The organism is Chryseobacterium sp. SNU WT5 (assembly GCF_007362475.1).
Lineage (GTDB): Bacteria > Bacteroidota > Bacteroidia > Flavobacteriales > Weeksellaceae > Kaistella.
Window position 1 is genome coordinate 305,780 of the sequence record NZ_CP041687.1, and the last position, 25,093, is coordinate 330,872.

Annotated in this window: 26 protein-coding genes; 5 read left to right on the plus strand and 21 right to left on the minus strand. The window is 35.1% G+C overall.

Translation table 11 applies throughout. From position 1 onward, the window contains the following. Positions 1-11: 11 nt before the first annotated feature. The 7 genes from FNJ88_RS01460 to tpx form a co-directional block, all read right to left on the minus strand. A complete protein-coding gene (locus FNJ88_RS01460; protein ID WP_143851392.1) occupies positions 12-662 on the minus strand; it encodes a J domain-containing protein in 651 nt (216 codons plus the stop codon). A gap of 95 nt (positions 663-757) precedes the next feature. Continuing rightward, complete coding sequence (locus FNJ88_RS01465) at positions 758-1,198, minus strand: SRPBCC family protein (RefSeq protein ID WP_143851393.1); 441 nt, start codon at positions 1,196-1,198, stop codon at positions 758-760. 134 nt (positions 1,199-1,332) lie between these two features. Beyond that, the gene (locus tag FNJ88_RS01470) at positions 1,333-2,199 is read right to left on the minus strand and encodes a VOC family protein (RefSeq protein ID WP_143851394.1); all 867 of its coding nucleotides are present in this window, start codon (positions 2,197-2,199) and stop codon (positions 1,333-1,335) included. 47 nt (positions 2,200-2,246) lie between these two features. After that, positions 2,247-2,660: an SRPBCC domain-containing protein gene (locus FNJ88_RS01475; protein ID WP_143851395.1), complete on the minus strand. Its 414-nt coding sequence runs from the start codon at positions 2,658-2,660 to the stop codon at positions 2,247-2,249. 66 nt (positions 2,661-2,726) lie between these two features. Continuing rightward, positions 2,727-3,053, minus strand: coding sequence for an SRPBCC domain-containing protein (locus tag FNJ88_RS01480; RefSeq protein WP_317132175.1), 327 nt, complete (start codon positions 3,051-3,053; stop codon positions 2,727-2,729). 304 nt (positions 3,054-3,357) lie between these two features. Then, positions 3,358-4,569, minus strand: coding sequence for a DUF763 domain-containing protein (locus tag FNJ88_RS01485; protein ID WP_143851396.1), 1,212 nt, complete (start codon positions 4,567-4,569; stop codon positions 3,358-3,360). A gap of 94 nt (positions 4,570-4,663) precedes the next feature. Then, positions 4,664-5,161, minus strand: a complete 498-nt coding sequence (gene tpx, locus FNJ88_RS01490; protein ID WP_143851397.1) for a thiol peroxidase — start codon at positions 5,159-5,161, stop codon at positions 4,664-4,666. A gap of 271 nt (positions 5,162-5,432) precedes the next feature. Between tpx and FNJ88_RS01495 the strand changes: the two genes are divergently transcribed. Beyond that, positions 5,433-6,137, plus strand: a complete 705-nt coding sequence (locus FNJ88_RS01495; protein ID WP_143851398.1) for an adenine nucleotide alpha hydrolase — start codon at positions 5,433-5,435, stop codon at positions 6,135-6,137. A 554-nt stretch (positions 6,138-6,691) separates the two neighbouring features. On the opposite strand, the gene FNJ88_RS01500 is transcribed toward FNJ88_RS01495, so the two are convergent. The 5 genes from FNJ88_RS01500 to glgP all read right to left on the minus strand — a co-directional run bounded on the left by FNJ88_RS01500 (position 6,692) and on the right by glgP (position 11,991). Beyond that, positions 6,692-7,525 (minus strand): arsenite methyltransferase, encoded by an 834-nt coding sequence (locus FNJ88_RS01500; RefSeq protein ID WP_143851399.1) that lies wholly within the window; start codon positions 7,523-7,525, stop codon positions 6,692-6,694. 49 nt (positions 7,526-7,574) lie between these two features. Next, the gene (locus FNJ88_RS01505; RefSeq protein ID WP_143851400.1) at positions 7,575-7,904 is read right to left on the minus strand and encodes an ArsR/SmtB family transcription factor; all 330 of its coding nucleotides are present in this window, start codon (positions 7,902-7,904) and stop codon (positions 7,575-7,577) included. Positions 7,905-8,298: 394 nt separating this feature from the next. Continuing rightward, positions 8,299-8,994 (minus strand): DedA family protein, encoded by a 696-nt coding sequence (locus FNJ88_RS01510; RefSeq protein ID WP_143851401.1) that lies wholly within the window; start codon positions 8,992-8,994, stop codon positions 8,299-8,301. A gap of 64 nt (positions 8,995-9,058) precedes the next feature. Beyond that, entirely contained in the window at positions 9,059-10,171 is a 1,113-nt protein-coding gene (gene prfB, locus FNJ88_RS01515) for a peptide chain release factor 2 (protein ID WP_143851402.1), read from the minus strand. 161 nt (positions 10,172-10,332) lie between these two features. Then, entirely contained in the window at positions 10,333-11,991 is a 1,659-nt protein-coding gene (gene glgP / locus FNJ88_RS01520; protein WP_143851403.1) for an alpha-glucan family phosphorylase, read from the minus strand. 278 nt (positions 11,992-12,269) lie between these two features. Here glgP and FNJ88_RS01525 point away from each other — a divergent pair, with 278 nt between their 5' ends. From FNJ88_RS01525 to mtaB, 3 genes are all read left to right on the plus strand, one after another. After that, positions 12,270-12,860 carry a DUF1572 family protein gene (locus FNJ88_RS01525; RefSeq protein ID WP_143851404.1) on the plus strand — a complete coding sequence of 197 codons (591 nt, stop codon included), beginning with the start codon at positions 12,270-12,272 and terminating at the stop codon, positions 12,858-12,860. Between the two features lie 93 nt (positions 12,861-12,953). Continuing rightward, complete coding sequence (locus tag FNJ88_RS01530) at positions 12,954-13,532, plus strand: hypothetical protein (RefSeq protein WP_143851405.1); 579 nt, start codon at positions 12,954-12,956, stop codon at positions 13,530-13,532. 128 nt (positions 13,533-13,660) lie between these two features. After that, positions 13,661-15,010 (plus strand): tRNA (N(6)-L-threonylcarbamoyladenosine(37)-C(2))-methylthiotransferase MtaB, encoded by a 1,350-nt coding sequence (gene mtaB / locus FNJ88_RS01535; RefSeq protein ID WP_143851406.1) that lies wholly within the window; start codon positions 13,661-13,663, stop codon positions 15,008-15,010. Here mtaB and FNJ88_RS14255 read toward each other — a convergent pair. From FNJ88_RS14255 to FNJ88_RS01575, 9 genes are all read right to left on the minus strand, one after another. Further along, positions 15,007-15,162 carry a hypothetical protein gene (locus FNJ88_RS14255; RefSeq protein WP_185145843.1) on the minus strand — a complete coding sequence of 52 codons (156 nt, stop codon included), beginning with the start codon at positions 15,160-15,162 and terminating at the stop codon, positions 15,007-15,009. The genes mtaB and FNJ88_RS14255 overlap by 4 nt on opposite strands. A 23-nt stretch (positions 15,163-15,185) precedes the next feature. Then, positions 15,186-17,861, minus strand: coding sequence for an MGH1-like glycoside hydrolase domain-containing protein (locus FNJ88_RS01540; protein WP_143851407.1), 2,676 nt, complete (start codon positions 17,859-17,861; stop codon positions 15,186-15,188). A gap of 93 nt (positions 17,862-17,954) precedes the next feature. Then, entirely contained in the window at positions 17,955-18,764 is an 810-nt protein-coding gene (locus tag FNJ88_RS01545; RefSeq protein ID WP_143851408.1) for a glucose 1-dehydrogenase, read from the minus strand. A gap of 82 nt (positions 18,765-18,846) precedes the next feature. After that, on the minus strand, positions 18,847-19,461 hold the full coding sequence (locus tag FNJ88_RS01550; protein WP_143851409.1) for a DUF1684 domain-containing protein: 615 nt from the start codon (positions 19,459-19,461) through the stop codon (positions 18,847-18,849). Positions 19,462-19,721: 260 nt separating this feature from the next. Further along, positions 19,722-19,937: a hypothetical protein gene (locus FNJ88_RS01555; RefSeq protein ID WP_143851410.1), complete on the minus strand. Its 216-nt coding sequence runs from the start codon at positions 19,935-19,937 to the stop codon at positions 19,722-19,724. A gap of 1 nt (position 19,938) precedes the next feature. Further along, a complete protein-coding gene (locus FNJ88_RS01560) occupies positions 19,939-20,328 on the minus strand; it encodes a hypothetical protein (RefSeq protein WP_143851411.1) in 390 nt (129 codons plus the stop codon). Between the two features lie 101 nt (positions 20,329-20,429). Next, on the minus strand, positions 20,430-21,944 hold the full coding sequence (gene mqo / locus FNJ88_RS01565) for a malate dehydrogenase (quinone) (protein WP_143851412.1): 1,515 nt from the start codon (positions 21,942-21,944) through the stop codon (positions 20,430-20,432). 240 nt (positions 21,945-22,184) lie between these two features. Further along, complete coding sequence (trhA, locus tag FNJ88_RS01570) at positions 22,185-22,856, minus strand: PAQR family membrane homeostasis protein TrhA (protein ID WP_143851413.1); 672 nt, start codon at positions 22,854-22,856, stop codon at positions 22,185-22,187. Then, the gene (locus FNJ88_RS01575; RefSeq protein ID WP_143851414.1) at positions 22,857-23,885 is read right to left on the minus strand and encodes an NAD(P)H-dependent glycerol-3-phosphate dehydrogenase; all 1,029 of its coding nucleotides are present in this window, start codon (positions 23,883-23,885) and stop codon (positions 22,857-22,859) included. Positions 23,886-24,120: 235 nt separating this feature from the next. Here FNJ88_RS01575 and FNJ88_RS01580 point away from each other — a divergent pair, with 235 nt between their 5' ends. After that, complete coding sequence (locus FNJ88_RS01580) at positions 24,121-25,026, plus strand: M23 family metallopeptidase (RefSeq protein WP_143851415.1); 906 nt, start codon at positions 24,121-24,123, stop codon at positions 25,024-25,026. Positions 25,027-25,093: the final 67 nt, after the last annotated feature.

Here is a 25,093-nt window from a genome sequence, read left to right on the forward strand (position 1 = left end):
AAATTTTTTTCTTATTCTAAGCACGCTTTTGTTAGAAATAATAGAGAAAGTGCCAACAATACGATTGTCATTATAATTCTAAAAACCTGTGGTTTTCCAGTAGGATTTGGGACCGAAGGTTTGTGGGGTTTAAATAAATTTTCAGCATCGTTTCTGAACTCCTCACTTTTATTTTCAAATACTTCTGTAATAGTGATTCCCTGAACAACTGTTTTATTCAATAGTGAATTGGTAGCGTGTAATAAAAGTTGAAATTTCCCGTCCTTGAATTCTGTAACTCTGATGATCTTCTCACCATAACCTTTTTCTAAGCCAAACGGCAAAACTTTTACGATATCTGCGTTTTGAGTCTGCCAGGTAATGATCAGTTCTTCACCCTTTTGAAGCCTTACTTTATTAACAGAGAAAGATTTGATAACAGGTGGTAAGGTCGGACGATAGCTCCGCTGTTGATGGCCTAAATTATCATCGTAGATTCTTCGTTTCTCCTTGTCATTAACCATCTCATAAGCTTCCTGAATTTCGCGGAAACGATTTTCAAAAAATTCATCTCCTGGGTTTTTGTCGGGATGGTATTTTAAAGATAATTTACGGTAGGCTTTTTTGATGTCCTCATCCGAAGCATCTTCCGTAACACCAAGAAAATAGTAATAATTCTTCATTCAGTTCAATTCCTTTGCAAATGGAATCATTAAGCTGACAAAAATAATAAAATTTGAATTTTGAAGCGTATCATTTTTAATAGATGTTGTATTTTTTAGCTTTCTGCGATGCTTTTAAGTAATTGAAAACCTTTATTGAAACCCTCGTTCATCGCCTCCTCCTGAATTTGGTCTGTGTGAACAATCGCTCGAAGTTCGGTCTTGTCACCATCTAAAATACGCAAAAAATATTTTTCTTCAGCACCACTCCATTCTTTGACCTTTTTACTTTCGGTATCTTCAATCCCATCTTTTATCAAACCAAGATGGCGGAAAACTATTTCATAAGGTTCATTCATACTTTCAATTGTGGAAACCATCCCATCTCCATTTTCATCAACAAAATATGTTTTGCCACCAATTTTCCAATCTGATCTCATTTTGGAACCTGTTGTAAAAAATTGCGTCCACTGGGGATAAGTATCTTCATTCCACAAAAGATCCCAAATCTCCTGAATATTTGCATTAATGTGTACTTCGTAGTTTAAGGTCTCCATAATAGGTGTTTTAGGTAAAATTTCCAGACGTTTTAATAACGATCAATTGATTGAAGATCGGTATTTTAGTTATAAGTTTTAATGATAATGAGTTTATCTAATTGAAACTTATACAACAAACCTTAAGCCGCAATCTAGGACTGATATGCTCGTTCCAATTCAGAAATTTCAATTTTCTGCATCGTCATCATTGACTGGACTACTTTTTGTGCTTTCTGAGGGTTATCAAAATCGTTCATCAGCTCCAGCAAGCGCTTCGGTACTATTTGCCAGCTAACACCAAATTGATCTTTCAACCAGCCACACATGGACTCTCTTCCACCGTTTGCAATCAAGGCATTCCAAAGATGGTCGGTCTCTTTCTGATTATCGGTCATCACGACAATTGAAATCCCTTCATTAAAATCAAATTGATGTTTGTGCGAATTATCCATACAGAAAAAATGATAACCATCTATAGCAAAATCTGCATGTTGTATGTTTTCAGAAACTTCATCTTGTTTATTTCCTACACCTTCGCCATATTTCAAAGCAGAACCAATTTTTGAATGTGGAAATACAGAAGTATAAAAGTCCATCGCTTTTTGTGCTTTCCCATTGTTCTTATTAATAAACATTAGAGTTGGAATAATTTTTTGTTCAATTGGGCCGTCACCAAGATTGAATTGCCAGGTGACTCCAAATTGATCGCGGATCCACCCATATTTTTTTGACCACGGATATTCGGCTAACTCCATTAAGACGAGACCGCCTTCAGAAAAACTTTCCCAGTATCGCTGTATTTCTTCTTCTGATTCACATAATACCATAAAAGATATGGACGCATTTTTTTCAAATTGAGGACCGGCATTCAGCAACATCATTTTTTGACTGAACAATTCAATATTGATGACTACGCCACTATCAGCACTTATTGATCCTCCGAAAGTCTTGCAATAGAACTTGGCGGCTTTCTCACCATTGCCATTAAACCAAAGACAGGGAAATATATTGTTATTCATGATCTATTTATAAATAAAAAACAGCATTTATAATGCTGCTAGAATTACTAATTTTTTTCGACGTATTTATGAAATCGATCTAGAATAGCGTACCAACCGACGCGCTGCATCTCCCGGGAAAACTGAATCTCGGGTTCAAATATTTCGATAACTTCCGTCGTATTTTCGTCGATTTTGCGAAAGTGAACTTCGATCTTACGACCATCGTCCAATTGACTTTTTACGTATTCCAATTCTTTAATTTCTTCGATTGTACCGGCAATATTATATCCGAAACTTTTATCTTTATACTCTAATCGATAGTCAAATTTACCACCCTCTTGAAAGTCAATTACTGCTTTAGGACAATGCCAATTTGTAGTGGTAAAATTCCACTTCACAATATGTTTCGCATTGTAAAAATAATCCCACACTTTTTGAATGGGTTTTAAAATAGTAATATTAATAGTTATGGGTTCCATATAGATTATTTTCCTTAAAAATACGGAATAAATTTTAAACTAATTTATCCCATAATTATTTTTACATTAATTATTCTCGACATGCTTATGAAAATTATCTAAAATTGCATACCAACCATCGCGTTGCATTTGTCTAGATTCCTGATTTTCAGGATCGAAAGTCTCAATTACTTTAGTTGTACTTTCGTCAATACTTTCAAATACCACTTCTACATTTCTACCATCTTCTAAATGATATTTTATAATTTGCAACGGAATGATCTCGTCATAAGTTCCTTTATAGTCAAATCCAAAAGTACCATCTTTTGCTTCCATTCGGTAGTTAAAATCGCCACCCACCCGGAAATTATTTTCCGCAGAAGGACATACCACGTTTCGTTTGCAAAATTCCATTTCGTTATTTGATCGGGGTCAATAAAAAATTCCCATACTTTTTCAACAGGTTTTAGAATAGTAATATCTATCGTGATCGGTTCCATATTTTTTTATTTAAAAGTAACGAAAAAAAGGATTTCTAACAAATTTTTTAATCAAATGACAGCTAAACCTATTTTGTCAACGCATTTTTAACTGAAAATTCATCTAATCTTTTTTAAAATCTAGTAAAATCGAAAAAGAACCTGCGATAGAATTGGTTGAAGTACGGGCTTTACCGTACAGAATTGAAGCGCATTAATTAAATTTGGTATTTTTTAATTTAAAATAAGGAGAGTTGAATTGTCTGCTGACCTTTGGGTTTTTCTGCGTCTCCAAAGACGGTTTTGCCTCCGTATTTCCAGGAATTTGCGCGTTCTTCTTCTATGACTTCATTAATGTCAAAATTAGGTTCAAAATGCTCTTCGGCTTTTGCCATCATCCGATGTAGTTTTTCGACTGATTTTAACTGATCGGAATTTCCCAGCTTGGATTTTTCAATTCCTTTTTGAAGAATAGAAATTGTTTCATCATAAATTTTTAGGGGAACAGGAAACGGATGTCCGTCTTTTCCGCCGTGTGCAAAGGCAAACCTTGCAGGATCCTGAAATCTCGACGGTGCTCCGTGAATCACTTCACTAACCAATGCCAAGCTTTGCAAAGTTCTGGGACCAACTCCTTTCATTAATAATAATTCTTCGAAATTTTCGGGCGGCGTTTCTCTCGTCATGTAAAGTAAGGCGCCTAGCCGTTTTAAGTCGACATCGGAAGCCTGTATATCGTGATGAGCAGGTAAAATTAAACGGGCAAAATCCGACATGATCTTTTCAGAATTGGTTTGAGAAATATCCAGAATTCCGGAGCGGTTTTCTTTCGCATCTTGGGACGTAAGATTTAGAATTCTCCCTTGATTCATTCCTTCAATTCCAGTATGTGGTTCTTCGATAAAAGATTTTAAATTTTCGGAATGCCAGTGATAGCGCCGTGCGGTTTTATCGTTCACATTCATTCCCTGCTGAATGACAGCCCATTGTCCTTCATCCGTCAGCATGAAATTATGCGTATAGAGTTGGTAACCATCTTGCATCGCGGTATTATCAACTTTTGCAGAGAGTTTACTGGCTCGAACTAATTCCAGTCCATTTAAACCCGTAATTTCCGAAATTTTCAGCAGTTCATTTGGTGTTTGAAGTGATGATTTCCCCTTTCCGCCAGCGATATATATTCCGAGAGCTTTTGAATTGGGGTTAATGGCTCTTTTTAATGCACCCATGACTGAAGTGGTGACACCTGAAGAATGCCAATCCATTCCCATGACTGCACCAAAACACTGAAACCAAAAAGGATCGCTCATTCGCCGGATGACCTCATCTTTGCCGTAATCACTCAGTAGAACCTCTATGACAGACAAGCCGAGTTTAGACATACGCTCATAAAGCCATTGTGGTACATAGCCGTAGTGAAGTGGTAAATCTGCTGAACCGGATCGTTTCATTATTATTTTCTTGGTAATATCTGTTTAGAATGGAGACAAAAAACCTTGTCAAGTTCTACATTCCTGACAAGGTTATCAATATATTTTCAATAAATTATTTTAAAGCATCTAAAGCTTTATCATAATTAGGCTCTTGCGCAATTTCAGGAACCTGTTCGGTGTAAAGTACTTTTCCGTTCTCATCGGTAACAATAACCGCACGACTCAAAAGCCCTTCCATTGGAGAGTCCGAAATCTGTACTCCGTAATCATTTCCAAAAGACCCCCGATAATCGGATAAACTTACTACATTATCTAAACCTTCTGCGGCACAGAAACGGTTTAACGCGAAAGGCAAATCTTTAGAAACATTGATTACTACTGTATTATCTAAATCGGCAGCTTTCTCATTGAATTTTCTTGCTGCGGCCTGACAAACGCCGGTGTCGATACTCGGAAAAATATTGAAAATCTTTTTCTTGCCAGAAAAATCATCATTTGTTTTCTCTTTTAATTCACCATTGATCAGTTTAAAGTTTTTTACTGTACTTCCTACTTCCGGCAAGTTCCCAACGGTATGAACCGGATTGTCATGTAATGTAATATCTGCCATAATTCTAAATTATTTTATTAACTCAAATTTACTGAATCTTTACTCAAATTAGTGAAAATGAAAGTTAAATTAGTCATAATAAATTTTTATACATTGTTAAATTCGTCAGATAAGTTGGTAATATCTTGTAAGAAATTTCAAAGTTTTTGATCTTACGCCGCAAACTATAGCAATTTATAACTGCAATTTACTATTTGTTTATCTTCGTAAAAAATTAAAAATTTCTAATATCGCCAAAGAAAACTAGAAAAAAATTTAATTCAGAACACCAATGAAAAAAGCAGTATTTAACTGGAGTGGCGGAAAAGACTCGGCCTTAGCACTTCAAAAAATAATCCAGGAAAATGAATATGAAGTTATTTCATTACTTACAACCTTTAGTAAAGAGACTCTTAAATCTTCAATGCATAATATTTCATTAGATATATTAACAAAACAAGCAGAAAGCATTGGCATTCCTCTTTACACCGTCTTTTTTGCTAAAGAACTGAATAATTACGATGAGAAGATGAGAGAAGCTGTTGATCATTTTAAACAACAGAATGTCGCTCATTTTATCTTTGGAGACATCCATTTATTTGATGTTAAAACTTATCGGGAAAGCAAACTTAATCCTTTAGGAATTGAAGTATTAGAACCACTTTGGGGCAAAACATCAGAAGAAATCATGGAAGATTTATTACGATCGGGAATTAAGACGAAAATTATCATTACTCAGGCGGACAAATTAGATTCCAGTTTTATCGGTAAAGATTTAGACGCGGATTTAGTTCGACTCTTCCCTTCAGATATCGATATTTGTGGAGAGGAGGGTGAATATCATACTTTGGCTTATGAAGGCGGTCCGTTTAAGAAAAAGGTTGAATTTTTAATTTCAGAAGCCAACAAAATATCTCACGAATTTAAATTGGATGATGGAGAACTTAAGACTTTTGAGTATTGGCAAGCAGAAGTAACCTGTATCCATAATTTATAAATAAACTTCTTGGATTGAGTTAAGATCTGTAATATTTTATTATCCTTTAATTACATTCTTAACGGATGAAAAGCAATTAAACTTTAATACCTAAAAAAACCCAACCTCCTAATGTAAAAATTAATTGATTGGGAATCTAACACTAAAAATTACTTAATTATCTTAAGTAATGCCGGAGCGTCCAGGTATTGAAAATATCTGGCTTGTGCTTCAAAATTTTCATCAAATCCTTATTGTATCTGATGGAGGACCGATTTTGGATTCTACATTTCGTTCATTTTGCATTTCTACAAGATTTTGCGCAGTAAGCCCCTTGATAGCAGAAAAGAAAAAAACTGCAGCGATAAGAGTAAATCTATTGAATTTCATAAATCTAATAATAATTGTTATTCTGCAAACATACAAAAGTTCGACTAGTCTAACAATTATTTATTGAATAAAAATCTTGTTTCCTACTTTATAAGATATGGAAAGGATGAAAATAAAAAAATCAGCTATAAAAGAAGGAACATTCTTTTATAGCTGATATAGTTTTAGGCGTATAAATAGTAATTCTAACAGCAAGTCGGGCCGCAACATTCCTGTTGTTTCTCTGCATAAACAGTAATACTGAAAATGACATTCTTATTCGAGTTATAAATTTCTATTTCAGATTCATTCAGATAGTTTTTCAAAATATCATTTGGAATGATAATCGGTTTTTCTTTTTGAATCGTGATATTTTTAAAACCTGAATTTTTAATAATATTCAAATAATCCTCTTTCTGAATGGCACTTGCTACACACCCAGCATACATTTCTGCCGCATTTTTAATTTTTTCTGGAAGGTCACCAGTCAAAACAATATCTGAAATACTGAAATGACCGCCCATTTTTAGTATACGGTGGACTTCAGCAAAAGCTTTTGGTTTGTCGGGAACCAAGTTCATCACGCAATTACTGACCACGACATCAGCAATATTGCTTGTCGTCGGAATATTTTCGATGTCTCCTAAACGGAATTCTACATTATTATAATTCAATTTATCGGCATTAATTCTAGCCTTGCCAATCATTTCTGGTGTAAAATCAATACCGATCACTTTTCCGGTTTCACCAGTTTCATGTCGGGCAACAAAACAGTCGTTACCGGCTCCGCTTCCTAGATCGACCACGGTATCTCCCGACTTTATCTTTGCAAATTCTGTAGGCAATCCGCAGCCTAATTTTAAATCTGCTTCCATGCTGTATCCTTCTAAATGATCATATTCATCGCTCATTACATTATAAACTTCTGTTGTACAACCTCCACTTCCACAGCAGGATGAGGCATTGGTTTCCTGATTCTGTAAAGCAATTTCACTGTATTTTTGCTTTACCATTTCTTTGATTTCTTCGTTGGTATTCATTGTGATTTTATTTTAGTAGAGGTTAGAAAATAATTGAAGGATGGTGGACTTAACAACATGTGCTTCTTACTGTTAATTTACTCGAAATATCTTTAAAGTAAAATTGAAGTTTTTCAATGACTTTTTCGTCAATACAATAGCAGACAGAATTGCCTTCAATATTTCCTTTAATAATTCCGGCATTTTTCATTTCTTTTAAATGTTGCGAAACGGTTGGTTGTGCTAAAGGAAGTTCTGCTACAATATCGCCACAGATACATTCGTTCACTTTTAACAAATGCTCTAATATTGCAATTCTGGCAGGATGTCCGAGCGCTTTCGCCAGGGTTGCCATTTCATTTTGTGTTGTTGAAAAGTGTTCGGTTTTACTCGCTCCCATATTCTTATTTGTATATTGCAATATTACGATTATTACTTTTAATAACAATATTATTTTTAATGTATGTCTGCAAATCGTCATTATTGTATTTTATCTGCGAAATTTACTCAATGAAATGCCTTTGCGAAATTTAAAAAAGCGGGTAAAACAGCATTTCTTTAATTAAATATTTGCGTCCCGATGGCTATCGGGATTGCATTTAAAGTTTGCAACATAATTGAAAACGGATATCCATTTTAATTTTTCTAAAAAATCATTATAAAAAAAACATTCTTATTTATTCACAAATAAAATTAAGCTCCATGTATTCAAAATCAAGTAACTTTCTTTGAATACCTCAACAAAAAAAAACAGCAATCAAAGAATGCTGTTCTATTTGTATATATGCTATTTTTTATCCGTGTGTATCGATATTCTCATCTACGTTTTCTTTCTTTTTACCAAAGAAAAACTTAATAATAATTGGTACGGTAGTGACCAATACGATGATAATGATGATCATTTCTAAATGCGCTTTCAAATCAATATCAAACTGATTTTTAAATAAAGCATCTAAATAATGACCAGCAAAAATTAGAGAGAATGACCATAAAACAGCTCCAATGATATTGTCAATTAAAAAGCGGGTTTTATCCATTTTCACTATTCCAGCAACTATGGGAGTGAATGTTCTTACTATTGGTAAAAATCTCGCCATAATAACAGCTAAAGCACCATGTTGCTCAAAAAAATCATGGGCTTGGAAAAGGTATTTCTTTTTAAATAGAAAAGAGTCTTCTCTTTTATAAAGAGCTGGACCGGCTTTCACCCCAAACCAATATCCAATTTCATTTCCTATAATTGCAGCGATAGAAACTGCAGTTGCTAAAATGGTAGTATCTAGAAAATCACTTCCCGTGGAACCGAAAGTTTCTTTGATTATTTCTACAGCGTAAATCCCTGAAACAAAAAGCAGACTGTCACCAGGCAGGAAAAATCCTACAAACAGACCTGTTTCTGCGAAGATAATAAATAGGATGAGCCAAAAACCTCCCATCTTTATATAAAATTCAGGATTTAAAAGATCCTTCCAACTTTCGAAATTTTCCATAATCGCAAAGATAATAAAAGACTGCGTCTATCAAGATTAAGTTTTTGTTAAAGTTTACTAAAGTTTACAATAGAAAATCATCATCGGAGACCGCGGTACCATCCGCCATCAGGAATGCTTTTAGAAAAGGAGTTAAATCCCCATTCATCACTCCGTCCACATCAGAAGTTTCATGTCCCGATCGCACATCTTTGATTAACTTGTATGGGTGCATTACATAATTTCTGATCTGACTTCCCCACTCTATTTTCATTTTCCCAGCTTCAATTTCTGTTCTTGCTTTCATTCTTTCCTCCAATTCCATTTCGTATAATCGGGAACGTAACAATTGCATCGCCTTTTCTTTATTTTGAAGTTGTGAACGGGATTCAGAATTTTCAATAATAATACCTGTTGGTGCATGACGCAATCTTACAGCCGTCTCTACCTTATTTACATTCTGTCCACCTGCACCACTGGACCGCATGGTCTCAAAGGAAATATCTGCAGGATTGATGTTAATTTCAATCGTGTCATCTACCAGGGGATAAACATAGACCGACACGAAACTCGTGTGTCGTTTTGCATTAGAATCGAAAGGTGAAATTCTGACTAAACGGTGAACGCCATTTTCTCCTCTCAAATAGCCGAACGCAAATTCTCCATCAATTTCCAAAGTCACCGTTTTCACCCCAGCAACCTCACCATCCTGATAGTTCAATTCCCTAATTTTATATCCTTGATTTTGAGCCCACATGCTGTACATCCTCATCAACATTGCAGCCCAATCACAGCTTTCGGTTCCACCTGCTCCAGCAGTTATCTGCAGGACAGCAGAAAGCTCGTCGCCTTCATTAGAAAGCATGTTTCTGAATTCTAAATCTTCTATTTTCTTTATAAGAACCGGAAAAGAGGTATTAAGTTCCTCTTCTGATTCTGGATCTTCTTTAGCAAAATCCATCAGGACCTGGATATCTTCAAAACGCGAAAAAATTTCTTCGTAATCATTTACCCATTTTTTCTTGGACCGAAGTTGCTTCATAAAAACTTCCGCTTCCTTCGGACTATCCCAAAAATTAGGAGAAACCGTTTTTTCCTCATCATTCGCAATTTCAATTTGCTTTCGGTCGATTTGCAGATATTTATACAACTCGCCAATTCTGGCTTGTACGTCTTTTATTTGGTCGCTATTAATCACGAAATTTTAATTTTAGCAAAAGTAATATTTTTAAAAAGAAAATATTGCAGGTTTTGATATGGCGATCTCCTGCAAACGCATTGCAAAGATTCAGTAGAAGTGATTGTAAAATAAAAATTCTATAAAAAACAATCTCGTCCTGAACTTTTGTTTTAATATGATTATAAATAGATCTCCTTATAATATTCGTCTGCCATTCTATCGGAGTTAAAAACATGTCTTACATCATCCATGGCATTATGCTGTATTTTTCTCCATTCGTCTGGACGATCATAATACATTGGAATAATTTCATTTTCTAAAATTTCATACAATTTATTGAGATCGTAATTATCCTGATCGTAGATGCTCATATTTCCGTAATCTGCTTTTGGGACTACAAAAGAATTTTGACCATGTTTTGCAAATTCCGGAATCCAGCCATCGTCGGTTGACAAGTTGACAGAACCATTCATAGCAGCACTCATTCCAGATGTTCCAGAAGCTTCTCTTGGAACACGCGGATTATTTAACCACAGATCAGATCCTTGTTTCATTGATTTACTCAAAGCCAACTCATAGCCAGTAAGAACCGCCATATTTTTATAATATTTGCTTTCCTCTACCAAAGTATTAAATGTTGATATTGCAGTATAGTCCATTGGGTAAGGTTTTCCTGCCCAAATTATCTGTACTGGATACTTTGGATTATTCAGCAATCTTTCAAATCTTTCTTTGTCATGGAGTAAAAGATCTGCCCTTTTATAGCCTGCAAACCTGCGTGCCCATACAATGGTAAAAATAGCTGGATCGAATAAATTTCCTGTCTGATCTGCTACGATATTAAAAAACCTTTTCTTCAAATGTTTTTTTCTGAAATCGAACAGCATATCATCGTCTTCGTCTTTGGATTGATATAGCGGCTTATCTGCCCAATATTTATACTCCTGTGCATTGGTAATCGCTTTTATCTCACAAATACGCGGATATTTATTCCACATCTCCCGTGAAACGACGCCATGTAAACGAGAAACTCCATTCGCTATTCTTGCCATCCGAAGAGCACAAAGCGAATGATTAAATCGATCGTCTTCTACACCTTCTATCGTTTTCACTTCATCAATTGATAATCCTGAAAAGTAAGACATGTCATGACACATGAAAATATTGTGTTTCTCATTACCAGCTTCTTCCGGTGTATGCGTTGTGAATACTAATTTTTCTTTTACTTTTTGTAAATCTCCACCAAATTTTTTCAATAAATAAAATGCTGCAGGCAATCCATGTGCTTCGTTTAAATGGTAAACTTCCCTTTCAAAATTCAATTCATCTAAAAGTTTTGCGCCCCCTTTCCCAAGTAAAATATACTGTGCAATTTTTGTAGAATCATTGGCATCATATAAGCGGTGGCAGATCGTCTTAGAAATATGATCATTTTCACGAACATCTGTTGACAGGAAAAACATGGGTGCTGTATGAAAAACCTCTGGTGCGAGATAATAAACTTTAACCCAAACGGGAGCGGAATGAATTTCTATCTGAAATTTTAAACCTGTTTCTTCTAAAAAAGAATACATTTTCCGAGTCCAGGTCGGTTGCAAGGTTTGATCATGATTTCGAGCTTGGTCATAATAGCCAAACTTCCATAAAATTCCGATTCCAACTAGATCCTGTTTCAAATTATAGGAACTTCTCATATGGGAACCCGCCAAAAATCCCAAGCCACCAGAATATATTTTCAGCGCCTGATCGATGGCAAATTCCATCGAAAAATAAGCTACTTTCTTTGTATATTCCGGATTGATGCTGTACGGCATCTCATAGTTTTTAAAGTCTCTCATGATCTATTTCAGATTAGGATTGATTTACAAATATATTGATTAAAAGTTTCGTAAAAAATGAATATTAAATAAAATAATGCTAACCTTTTCATTTGAACAATCTCTGCTAAATTCACCTTTTAGTAATCGTAATTTCAAGTGAATAAAATGGAGTTCAATCGTTAAGATGCGATAATAATTTCACATTATCTGTTAATAAAAAACACAACCTAATCGCAAAAATATGAAGCGTTTTTACCTAACTTTGAAAGAGCTATCTACTTTTAAATATAATGATTATGAAAGAGGTATTTATTAAACGATTCAAGTATTACAAAGATCTCGGAGATGAATCTTTTAAACAAGTAACCGAAGAACAACTTTTTTGGCAATTCAATGCTGAGAGTAACTCGATTGCAACGCTTGTAAAACACTTATCTGGAAATATGGAATCTCGATGGACTAATTTTAGGACAGAAGATGGTGAGAAAAGTTGGCGAAATCGTGATGCGGAATTTGAAAATGATCTGGGTTCAAGAGAGAAATTGCTTGCTCGTTGGGAGAAAGGTTGGCTCGTATTATTTGACGCTTTAAATACCATTAATGATGATGACTGGGATGAACCTATATTAATTCGCGGAGAAAAACATTCCGTATTAGATGCAGTTTTAAGACAACTAGCCCATTATCCGTATCACGTAGGCCAAATTGTTTATATCGCAAAAATGCTAAAAAACGAAGATTGGAAAACGCTGTCTATAGCGAAAAACCAATCGGCTAATTTTAATTCCGAGTTTTTAAAGAAACAGCAGGCAGCAGAAATACGCGAAAACTCATCACCAGTCTGTTTTGCCAAGAGTGATGAAATACGAGACGATTATAAAATTTGATTTTCTGACATTAATCATTGTTGATATAAATCATTCTGAATATTTTCAGGATTTTATGACCAATTGCTATATTTACTGTAGAATTTTTCACTGATGAATACTACTAATGACATTCAAAGTCTTGAAAAGGTCTTAGACATAATACGTAAAAAAGAACTTAGTTTCAGCGATGTTTGCGACTTGCTTTTTACTTTTAAATTCGAAGATTTCGATGAGATTTTCGGACTGTCAGAAATAAAAATTCCAGCAGAAACTTCCCGCACAATTCCGATCATTCAAGCAGAATACCTTTCATTTTTAAAAATTTGGGGAGTTAGAAATTATTCTACAATTCGTGATCACTCTAACTGTGATTCTGTAAATAAAATTTTGAAAGGAAGTTTAACAGAAGTGAACTACCGTGAAAATTCAAATTTTATCGAATACGACTTGCGGACTACTCATCGAACTGGTGATCTATTTATTGAAGAAAAAGATGACATTAATTCCCTTGTCAATAATTCAGAAGAGATTTCCATCAGTTTACATAGCTACAGAACTTCTAAAACGGAATTAGAAGGAGTCAGAATTTTTGATACCGAAAATAGAAAAATTGGTTACTTATCAAAAGAAGCAAAATCATGCACTTGGACTCTACCGGAAAATGCTTTCCGTAAGATCGTCAAAGTATAGATCAAAATATTCATTTCTAAATTTAAGTTTGTTAAAAAAGGAAAAATCACTTATATCGGTGGTTTTTTCTTTATTAATGGAAATCAAGTCAGTGGAAAAAATAATTCTTAAATTTGTAATCTGAAATTATGGAAAACCTATCATCAAAAACCGCCGCTTTTCACACCTTGGGTTGTAAGCTTAACTTTGCAGAAACCTCTACAATTGCACGACAACTCACTGATTCGGGCTACCAAAAGGTAAGTTTTGACGAGCATGCAAACGTATATGTAATTAACACATGTTCTGTAACTGAAAATGCAGACCGTGAATGTAAATTTCACGTAAAACGCGCTATGAAAGCCAATCCCGAAGGATTAGTAGTTATTTTAGGTTGTTATGCACAATTGAAACCAGAAGAAATTTCAGCAATAGAAGGGGTTGATTTGGTCTTAGGTGCAAAAGAAAAATTCAACATCTTAAGTTACCTGGAGGATTTGCAAAAATCGGAACAACATGGAATTATTCATTCCTGCGAAATTGACCAAGCCGATTTCTTTATCGGAAGTTATTCGATAGGCGATAGAACACGTGCGTTTTTGAAAGTTCAGGATGGCTGCGATTATAAATGTACCTACTGTACCATTCCTTTGGCAAGAGGGATTTCCCGATCAGACACCATAGAAAGTGTAGTAAGGAATGCGACAGAAATTGCCCAAAAAGGAATCCGGGAAATTGTTTTGACGGGCGTAAACATTGGTGATTATGGTAAAGGCGAATTTGGAAACAAAAAGCATGAACATACCTTCCTGGATCTTATTTCGGAACTAGACCAAGTTGAAGGCATAGAAAGAATTAGAATTTCTTCTATTGAACCCAATTTATTAAAGGATGAGAGCATTGATTTAGTGGCTAAGAGCAAACGATTTGTACCTCATTTTCATATCCCACTTCAAAGCGGAAGTGATGATTTATTAAAGAAAATGAAACGAAGATATCTATCTGGTTTATATGCTGAACGGGTTGCTAAAATCCGTGAAGTGATGCCCGATTCCTGTATTGGTGTGGATGTAATTGTTGGATTTCCAGGCGAAACTGAAGAGAAATTCCTGGAAACTTATCATTTTTTGAATGAATTACCCATTTCGTATTTGCATGTATTCACCTATTCGGAAAGAGAAAATACAGAAGCTGCTGAAATGGAAGGAGTAATTCCCATTCCAGAAAGAAAACGTAGAAATAAAATGCTTCGAATTCTTTCAGAAAAGAAAAAAATGGCTTTTTACCAAACACAATTGGGCAAAACTCTGCCTATTCTTTGGGAACATGAAAACAAAAATGGATTGATGTTTGGCTTCACAGAAAATTATGTTCGTGTACAGAAACCTTTTGATGAAAGCTCAGTTAATGAAATCGAATATTTAAAACTTGACACCATACAAAGCGACGGAACCGTTTCGGTTATCGCCGCTTTTGAAAATTTTCTTGCGAAAGTTTAGTTAGTTATAGGTTGTTCTGCGCCAACTTGTAAACTTTGGAATAAGTCGGGAAAGAAGGTGAGCAGAATAAAATATGAAATTATGGCGATGATCACCGCCGCAATAGCTATAATTACAACTGGTCCTGGTTTGTTTTTTTTACTTGTTTCCATAATAGCTTAAATTTTAATTTCATTTACTTTGCATCAACTTTTGCACCAGTTTCGGGCGGAGTCTCAGTTTGTGCTTTAACCATTTTCATTTCTTTGAATCTTGGTTGTAAGATTTTCGCAATGAGACCGGTCCAACCTGTTTGATGTGATGCTCCCACTCCTCGTCCTGTATCTCCATGAAAGTACTCATAAAATAAGATATAGTCTTTAAAATTTTCATCTTCCTGAAATCTTGGATATTGCCCATTAAAAGGACGTTTCCCATTTTCATCCATTAAAAAAATATTAGCAAGACGGGTACCCAGAAACTCTGCTATCTCAATTAAATTAAGGAAATCTCCGCTTCCTGTAGGACATTCCACTTTAAAATCAGGACTATAGTAAAAGAAAAACCGCTGTAAACTTTCCATAATAAGGAAATTCACAGGAAACCATATTGGACCACGCCAATTGCTATTACCTCCAAACATGTCACTATTACTTTCTGCCGGCATATATTTTACACAATATTCTGTCCCGTCTAATTTTAGATAAAAAGGATTTTCTTCATACTCTTTCGACATAGCACGTACCCCATAATCACTCAGAAACTCTTTTTCATTTAACATTCTTTCTAATAGCTTTTTCAATCGGTGACCTCGCAACAAAGACAACAAGTGTTTCGAATCATCACCTTTCACTTCCCAATGAGAAACAAGTAAAGCTAACTCAGGTTTATTTTTCAAAACCCAATTCATTCGTTCCTTGAAAGCAGGCAGTTTATTAAGCATTTCCTCATCAATTACTTCCACGGCGAACATTGGAATCAAACCAACAATCGTGCGGATCCGTAGAAACATATTTGTTCCATTTTTCAACTGAAGCGCATCATAAAAAAACTCATCTTCTTCATCCCATAAGGCGAAGTCATTTTCTCCCATATTATCTAATGCATAAGCAATATGTAGAAAATGCTCAAAGAATTTTGTTGCCAGATCTTCATATACTTTATTGTAAAGAGCCAGTTCCATTGCTATTCTCATCATATTCAAGGCAAACATCGCCATCCAACTTGTTCCGTCGGCTTGCTCTAAATTTTCTGCATTGGGTAAGGGTTGATTGCGGTCAAAAATTCCAACATTATCCATACCTAAGAAACCGCCTTCAAAAATATTATTTCCGTTCACATCTTTTTTATTCACCCACCAGGTAAAATTCATGAGTAATTTTTGAAAGACCCCTTCCAAAAATTCTAAATCGGGTTTACCTTTGATTACTTCATCTATTTTAAAAACCCGAAAAGCTGCCCACGCATGAACAGGAGGGTTTACATCACTAAAATTCCACTCGTAGGCCGGCAGCTGCCCATTTGGATGCATAAACCATTCTAAAGTCAGCAGTTTAAGTTGTTGTTTTGCAAAATCTGCATCAATCAAAGAGAAACTTAAAGTGTGAAAGGCTAAATCCCATGTTGCAAACCAAGGATACTCCCATTTATCGGGCATCGAAATGATATTAAGAGAGTTAAAATTATCCCACTCCTGATTGCGGATGTTTGCTCGGGATTTTGGTGGAGGAATTTCCCCAGGATCACCTTTTAACCACTTTTCAACATTGTAATGATAGAATTGTTTGCTCCACAACATGCCGGCGAATGCTTGCCTCTGGACTAATTTTTCATCTTCACTGTCAATACCTTTTTGAATATTGGCATAGAACTCATTTGCTTCGTTTTGTCGCGTTTCAAAAATAGTATCAAATTCTTTAAAAGGTTCACTTAAATCCTCATCTGTAAGCCTAAATTCAAAAATTTGTGTAGCATTTGCTGCAATTATTTCATCAATTAAAAATGAGGCTTTAGTTCCCGATCTATCAGGATTTATAGAATTTTTATTTCCATTAACGATAAAGTCGTTAATGCCATCTTTGCAGAATTTTCCATCGTTTGATGATTGATACAAACGCTGCTTATTGGTTTCATTATCACAAAAAAGGATATTTGAAGATTGTTTAGCATACAAATTTTTGATGGTAAGATCCTTATGATTTATGCGAATCTGTTCTAAACCTTCGCCAATTAAGACAGGTTTATAAACATCATACCCCCAACTCCAACTATTTCTAAACCAAATGGTTGGCAAGAGTAATAGTGGCGAATTATTTTCTGATTTGTTGGTTACTGTAATTCTAATTAAAATATCTTCCTGAGTTTCCTTAGCATACTCTACAAAAACATCAAAATATTCGTTCTGGTCAAAAATCCCAGTGTCGATGAGTTCGTATTCAGGGTTCTCTTTGCCAGCCAGTGCATTTTTTTCGATTAAATCTTGATATGGAAAAGCATTCTGTGGATATTTGTACAACATCTTCATATAAGAATGAGTTGGTGTATTATCTAAATAATAATAATATTCCTTCACATCTTCGCCGTGATTTCCTTGTCCATTGGTTAGTCCGAAGAATCTTTCCTTGATTATTTCATCTTTTTTATTCCAAAGACCTAAAGAAAAAACAAGCTGTTGTTTGTCGTCCGAAATACCACAGATCCCTTCTTCACCCCAACGGTAAGTTTTGGCTTCGGCAGTACTATGGCTGGTGTAATTCCACGCATCGCCATTTGCACTATAATCTTCGCGAACTACTCCCCACTCCCGATTGCTAACATAGGGACCCCATCTTTTCCAGGTTACATCGGGAACTCTTTTACTTTCTTCAGACATTTATAGGTAGTATTATTTAAGCAAAAATTTTCAGCGACAAATGAAAACATTACTTTATTATCAATGGTATTGGACGGAGTCTCATAAAAACTTTTACCCTCCAGTTGAAAATGATTCGAATGTAGTCATCCCACCATCTATAAAGATGCTGGCGCCAGTGATATAGTCGGATAGATCACTGGCTAAAAATACGGCAAGGTCTCCAATATCCTGTGGTTGACCGATTCTGTTGTACGGGATTAAAGTTAGCAAAGAATTAAGTTCCTGCGGGGTTTGCCACGCATTTTTATTAATTGAAGTTTGAATTGCACCTGGACAGATTGAATTTACGCGAATTTTATCACCTCCAAACTCTTGTGCTAAGGTCTGCATAAGCATCCGAATTGCTCCCTTACTGGCGGCATAATTAGCATGTGTAGACCAAGGAATAATTTCATGAACAGAAGAAATATGAATAATTTTTCCGCAAGCCACCGATTTTTCGGGAACTATTCCACGACGCAAAAACTCTTTAATTGCTTCCCGTGCACATAAAAACTGACCAGTTAAATTCACCCCTATGACTGCATTCCACTGATCGAGAGTCATTTCTGTAAACTTTGCATCTTTTTGAATTCCCGCATTATTTACCAAAATATCAACCGTTCCAAATTGTGCAATAACCTGCTGAAAAAGCTCCACAACCTCATCTTCTTTTGAAACATCGGCTCGAGCAATTATTCCACTTCCGCCTGCATCAGTAATCACTTTTAAAACGGCCTCAGCTTTTTCTTTGGAACCATCATTTGGAAAATTAATAACTACAATGGCACCTGCAGCTGCCATTGATTGTGCAATTCCAGCTCCGATTCCACTCGAAGAACCAGTAATAACAGCGACTTGATTTTTTAGCGAAACTTCCATTTGATGACTTTGTTTAAAACGAATTTACCAAGAGAAAGTATCGAGCCAAAAATAAAATAACACTTAAATTTTTAAGAATTCTTTAATGATGGTAAACATCTTCGTACATCACCCCTGCTTCTATTCTTATTGGCAACTTATTTTCCTCAGGAACAATCGGACAATTATAGTCGTACGCATTATATGCACAGAAAGGGTGATACGATTGGTTAAAATCTAAAATAATTACATCGTTTTTGGGGATTCGTAAATCCATATACTTACCACCGCCATATGTTTCTTTACTGTTAGTTTCGTCTCGAAATGGAAGAAATAAATAGTCGTTAAATCCTGATTTTTTAGTTAAACTAAGCATTTGATAAAGTGTTAAATCTAATTCCTTCCCCTCTAAAGAAAAGTACGCTTTTCCATACTCTTTATAACTTTTTGTTTTACCCGAAGAAGTAGGAATTTCAAAAGGAACCGCGTTTTCCGTTTTAATAAATTTTGCTGTAACCCGATATTTTAAATCAATCGGAAAGAAAGGATGCTGTTTAAAATTAGTAAAATTACTTCCTCTTAGAGGTGTTTCTTTAGCACTTTTGTAATCAGTGTTAAGTTTTTTCTGGAACTTTTTGATTTCTGAAAGATGATGGTTTGGCGACTGAGAAATACAAGCGGTTAAGATCAGCAGGGTCAAGAATATGAACTTTTTCATTTTTTATAATATTTTTTTCTCATTGTTTCAAAATAATTTTCATCAGAAGAGGTATAAACGGGTAATTCCAAGTAATTTTTATCACGATAAATTCCCAGGTGGATATATCGAATTCCTGGATGCTTTTCCGTTTTTATTTTAAAATTATAAACATCCAAAAAATCTTTAGGAGCATTTACGGAATGCGCAGATACAAATTGATCAATCGTAATTTTACCGTTAAACTCTGCCCATTTCTCACAGCTACTTCTTAAAGAATCCTACGATAGAAACTTGTTTTCTAAACGCTTGGAAAGATTAAAACCTACAGGTTTAGAATAATCCTTCTCGTCACATTTTCGAAATAAGGTCTCTAGAAATTGATGAGCAATTTGTTTTCGTTCGTCGGTTATTATATTTTTGGGAACGGAACTGTATCTTGAATTGCAACTCCCCAACAAAACAGGAATGATCAAAAGAATGTATTTTTTTTTCATCTTAATTTATTTTAACTCTGTATATATCTGTGTTATTCCTTTTAATATTTCGCATCTGGAAGCCCCCTTCCTGTGGAATCTCTTCTACTAGATCAAAACTCGTACATTCTCTAGGCAGACCTGAAAAAACTAAGGTAAACCAATAATCTTTCATCGGTGAAACCTCTGTCCAGTAGGGGAAAAGAGAGATATTTTCATGATGAATTAAGTTACTTTTATGCGCTAAACTTTCATCAACAAGAAAAGTAGATGACCAAATACGAATCAACATGTCTGAATAAGGCGTTCCGGGGAAACAACAGTGAACAATCACTTGCTTCTCCTCTTCAATTTTTGGTTGTAACGCTTCCAAAAGCTCCGGTGAAATTTTGGGTTTTATAATCGTAGTCATTAATGCAAAATACTGCTTTTTAAATTAAAAGCAGTATTAAATTTTATGTTAAAATTAAGTTTTGGTATTCTTAAAGTACGAGCCTTAGCAAAAAAGTCATCTTATTCCAGCTCGTATTCGAGTTCTAATATTTCTTTGCTATAATCACGAACTTTATTAATTAATTCAGGATTGTCTCCTAATTTCTGTCCGTACGACGGAATCATTTCTAATAATTTGTCATTCCATTCATTTTTAACTTTTTCGGGAAAACATTTTTCAAGAATTTGAAGCATTGCGTAAGCTGCAGTTGAGGCACCAGGGGACGCACCTAATAATGAGGCGATCGTTCCATTCTTATTAACTACAACTTCTGTCCCGAATTCCAATTTGCCCCCTTGCTGATCATCTTTCTTAATGATCTGAACACGTTGACCAGCGATTTTCAGTTCCCAATCTTCCTCTTTCGCGTCTTTTACAAATTCACGTAGATGTTGCATACGCTGATCTTTTGTCATGGCAACTTGTTGTATCAAATATTTGGTTAAAGGCAGATTGTGCCACCAAGCACCAAATAATGATCTAATATTCTTAAAGTTGACGCTTTCGGGGAGGTCCAGATAACTTCCTTCTTTCAAAAACTTTGTAGAAAAACCTGCAAATGGTCCAAAAAGCAAAGCTTTTTTACCGTCAATAATTCTTAAATCCAAATGAGGAACGCTCATAGGCGGTGCATCTACGGTTGCCTGTGTATAAACTTTGGTTTGATGTTTAGCAATTAATTCTGGATTGTGAGAAACCAGCCATTCACCAGAAACTGGGAAACCACCATAACCCTCACTCTCTGGAATATCTGAACTATCCAATAATGGTAAAGCATAACCACCAGCTCCAATAAAAACAAAATCTGCAGTAACTTCGTGTGAGCGATGTTTCATTCTGTCTTTTACTTTCATCCACCACTTTCCATTATCCATAGGATCAATATCTTTCACCGCATGATATAGAAAGACTTCAACATTCGAATCTTCTGCCAAAAACCTACCCATTTTTCGAGTTAAAGTTCCAAAATTAACATCGGTTCCCAAATCCATTTTGGTAGCGGCCATAACCTCATTCTCTTTTCTTTTGCTCATGATAAGTGGAATCCATTCACGAAGTCTGTCGTGATCTGTGGTGAATTTCATCCCTTTAAAGAGTTTGGATTGGGTCATTTTCTCATGGCGTTTCCTAAGAAATTCAGAATCATCTTCCCCAAAAACTAAACTCATGTGCGGACAGGAATTTATAAAATCTTTGGGACTGTCTATATAATTTTTGGATATAAGGTAAGACCAAAATTGTTTCGAAATCTCAAACTGTTCAGCAATTTTCTCCGCTTTTGTTATTTCTATAGTACCATCTTCTTTTTGTGGAGTGTAATTCAATTCACAAAAAGCAGAATGCCCTGTACCAGCATTGTTCCAGGCAGCAGAACTTTCTCGAGCAAAACGCCCGAGCCTCTCGAAAATTGCTATTTTTAAGGTGGGGTCTAATTCATGAAGCATCGTCCCGAGCGTGGCGCTCATAATACCGCCACCGATTAAAACAACATCATAATGTGATTTGGGTGGGTTTCTATTTGAATTGATAGGCATAAAATATTTTTTACTTAATATTAATTTGAACTAATTATGGTGATAAAGAATAAAACACGAGAATAAGCGCTGATCTAAACCCAGATATCTTTACAGCAAAAAAATCGCCAAAAGCGAAATTAATTCTGTTCTGATCAATTTAAATATAAAAAACAGAAAAAAATTACTGCATAACATGACGCGGAAAGCACTCCATTTCAAAAACCTAATTGGTATTCTTACCCGATGAATTATTCAAAATCATGAAATCGATGAAACCGGAATTACATAAAAGTAAACAGAAACAAAGTGACAAAAAGTACCTGCCAAAACGAATATATGAAAGATGGCGTGATTAAATTTAAGTTTGTTAATACTGTATAATATTGCGCCAACGGTGTATGCAACTCCACCCGAAATTAACCATATTAAGCCATCGTAGTTTAGACTTATCATTAAACTTTTAAAACTGAAAATAATTAGCCAACCCATGACTACATAGAGAAGGGTGGACAATATATTGAATCTACCCGTAAAGAAAATTTTAAAAATTATTCCCAGAAAGGCAATACCCCAAACGATTGAAAAGATAACATACCCTTCTGTTCCGTTTAATGAAACTAAAACAAAAGGCGTGTAACTTCCGGCAATTAACACATAAATTGCGGCATGGTCGAAAATATTGAGTCGATATCTAATTTTTGGAGTCTTTGAGAAATGATATAAAGTTGATGCTAAATAAAGAACGATCATACTAACCCCGAAAATCGGAAAACTGATCATTGCCCATACATTTTCTAAAGCAACTGCTTTAAAAATCAAAAAAATTAAGGCGACCACACTCATCACCAAACCTACGAAATGTGACCACACATTTAGTTTTTCTTCCAGATCAGAATAGGTGTGAACAAGATAGGTTTTCTCCGTTTTCATTTAATTGAGCTGGGTTGTTAATTTTTTAAATTCTGCTTCAGCACTTTTCTCTTCATACAGAATTGCGTAAATCGCATCTATTATAGGCGTATTAAGTTTTTTATCTTTTGATGTATGGTACACTGAATTTGCGGCATAATATCCTTCCGCAATCATATTCATAGACTGAATTGCCGATTTTACCGTATAACCTTTACCTATAAGATTTCCTAAATTTCTATTTCGAGAGAACAGAGAGTATGCGGTAACCAATAAATCACCTAGATAGGAACTTTCATTCACATCTCTCGGGACTTCGTAGACTGCTTCTAAAAAAATCTCCATTTCCCTGACGGCATTCGATACAAAAACCGCTGTAAAATTATCGCCATATCCCAAACCGCTGGAAATACCAGCTCCGACTGCATAGATATTTTTAAGGATTGCACTGTATTCATTTCCTAAAATATCTTTACTACAATGGACATTGATAAAATCCGAGGCAAATAAAGAACGTAATTTATTGGCAACTTCGTCCTCTGCTACCGCAATAGTAAGATAAGACAACCGCTCCATGGCGACTTCTTCTGCATGACAAGGTCCCGCGATTACCGCTTGATTTCGGAAACCTATTTTAAATTCATCACGAAGGTAATGGGCAACTACATCATTGGCTTTCGGAACAATTCCTTTTATAGCAGAAACAAAAATCTTATCGTCATAATTGCAGGTCATTTTATCCATCGCATCGGATAAATAGATAGAAGGTGTTGCGAGAACAATGACATCACACGCAGAGACCAGTTCATTAATATCGGTAGTAACTTTCAAACGATCTAGATCAAAAGAAACAGAAGTAAGATAAGTTGGATTATGACCACGTAATTCGATGGCACCTTTCACAAATTCATTGCGAACACACCAGTGTACCACTTTACAATTCTCAACCAACATTTTAACGATTGCAGTAGCAAAACTACCACTCCCCACTACTCCAACGGGAATTTCATGCTGGGGATCTTTCTTAGCTGGACCTTTCTTTTTTGTCATAATTAAAAACTTACATGGTTTTCTACAAGTTAACAGCCTTGCAGAAATTTATCCCACAAATATATTAAAGCTTTAGGAATAGTCATCATAAACATATCCCAAAATTAGGCTTTAAATAACTATAAAAAGAAGATATTAATCATGATTTCCACAAAATATTTACAATATAAATACGTTATTATTTTATTTTATACATTTGCGCTCTTATTTTTTGAATATCACTACTCTAGATTATATGAAGAATTTTTTAAGCAGTAAAAAGAATATCAATCTATTATTAGGAGTTCTAGTAATGATGATTTTCGGACAAGCTTTAGTTATTGGTAAATTGTATGCGGACAAAGATGATAAATCCTACCAAGTCAATATAGTTCCCATAAAAACTGAAAAAGACAGTGTTGATTATCTGGCAATGAAGAATAATCTGGCTTTGGTTGATCATACTGTAAGAGAACTCAACTCTTTTCTCGCAGCAAAAAACTTATCTGATAGCAAAATCCAAATGCTTGTTCAAGACAGCATTTCGAACGATGTTTATTTATCAAAGCAAACCAACCGGTACAGTCAGTACTTAATGGATCTGCAGACAAAATTGTTACATGTGCCCTTAGGTGTCCCAACAGATGGTTATATTTCTTCTAATTTTGGCAAAAGAACAAATCCAATTCCGCTTCGAACAGTAGTGCTTGCTTCAATAAAACCCTTAAAAGCTGCATCTCAATTTATCGAAGAAAAAGACAGTTTGGGAAATGTCGTGAAAAGAATAGCTATAAATAATTCGCAGACGCCACTTGCTGCTCAGAATAATGCCCCCGCAGAAAAGAATCAGGTTCAATTTCATAAGGGCTTAGACATTGCAGTCGCTCACGGATCCGCAGTTAGAAGTGCAGCAGCGGGGAAAGTTATTTTTGCCGGAGTTAAAGGAGGATACGGCAATTGTGTTATTATATCACATGGAAATGGTTTAGATACTTTGTACGGCCATCTTTCAGCTTTATTAGTAAAAACCAATGATATGGTAAATGTAAATGACGTGATCGCAAAATCAGGAAATACTGGGCGATCCACAGGACCTCATCTTCACTATGAAGTTCATAAAAACAATACGCCTGTTAATCCAAAATTATTTTTGAATTTGTAAAGAACACTTTTTAAATACAAACGCTTCTGAAAAACCAGGAGCGTTTTTCTTTCTGCGTAAGAAACAA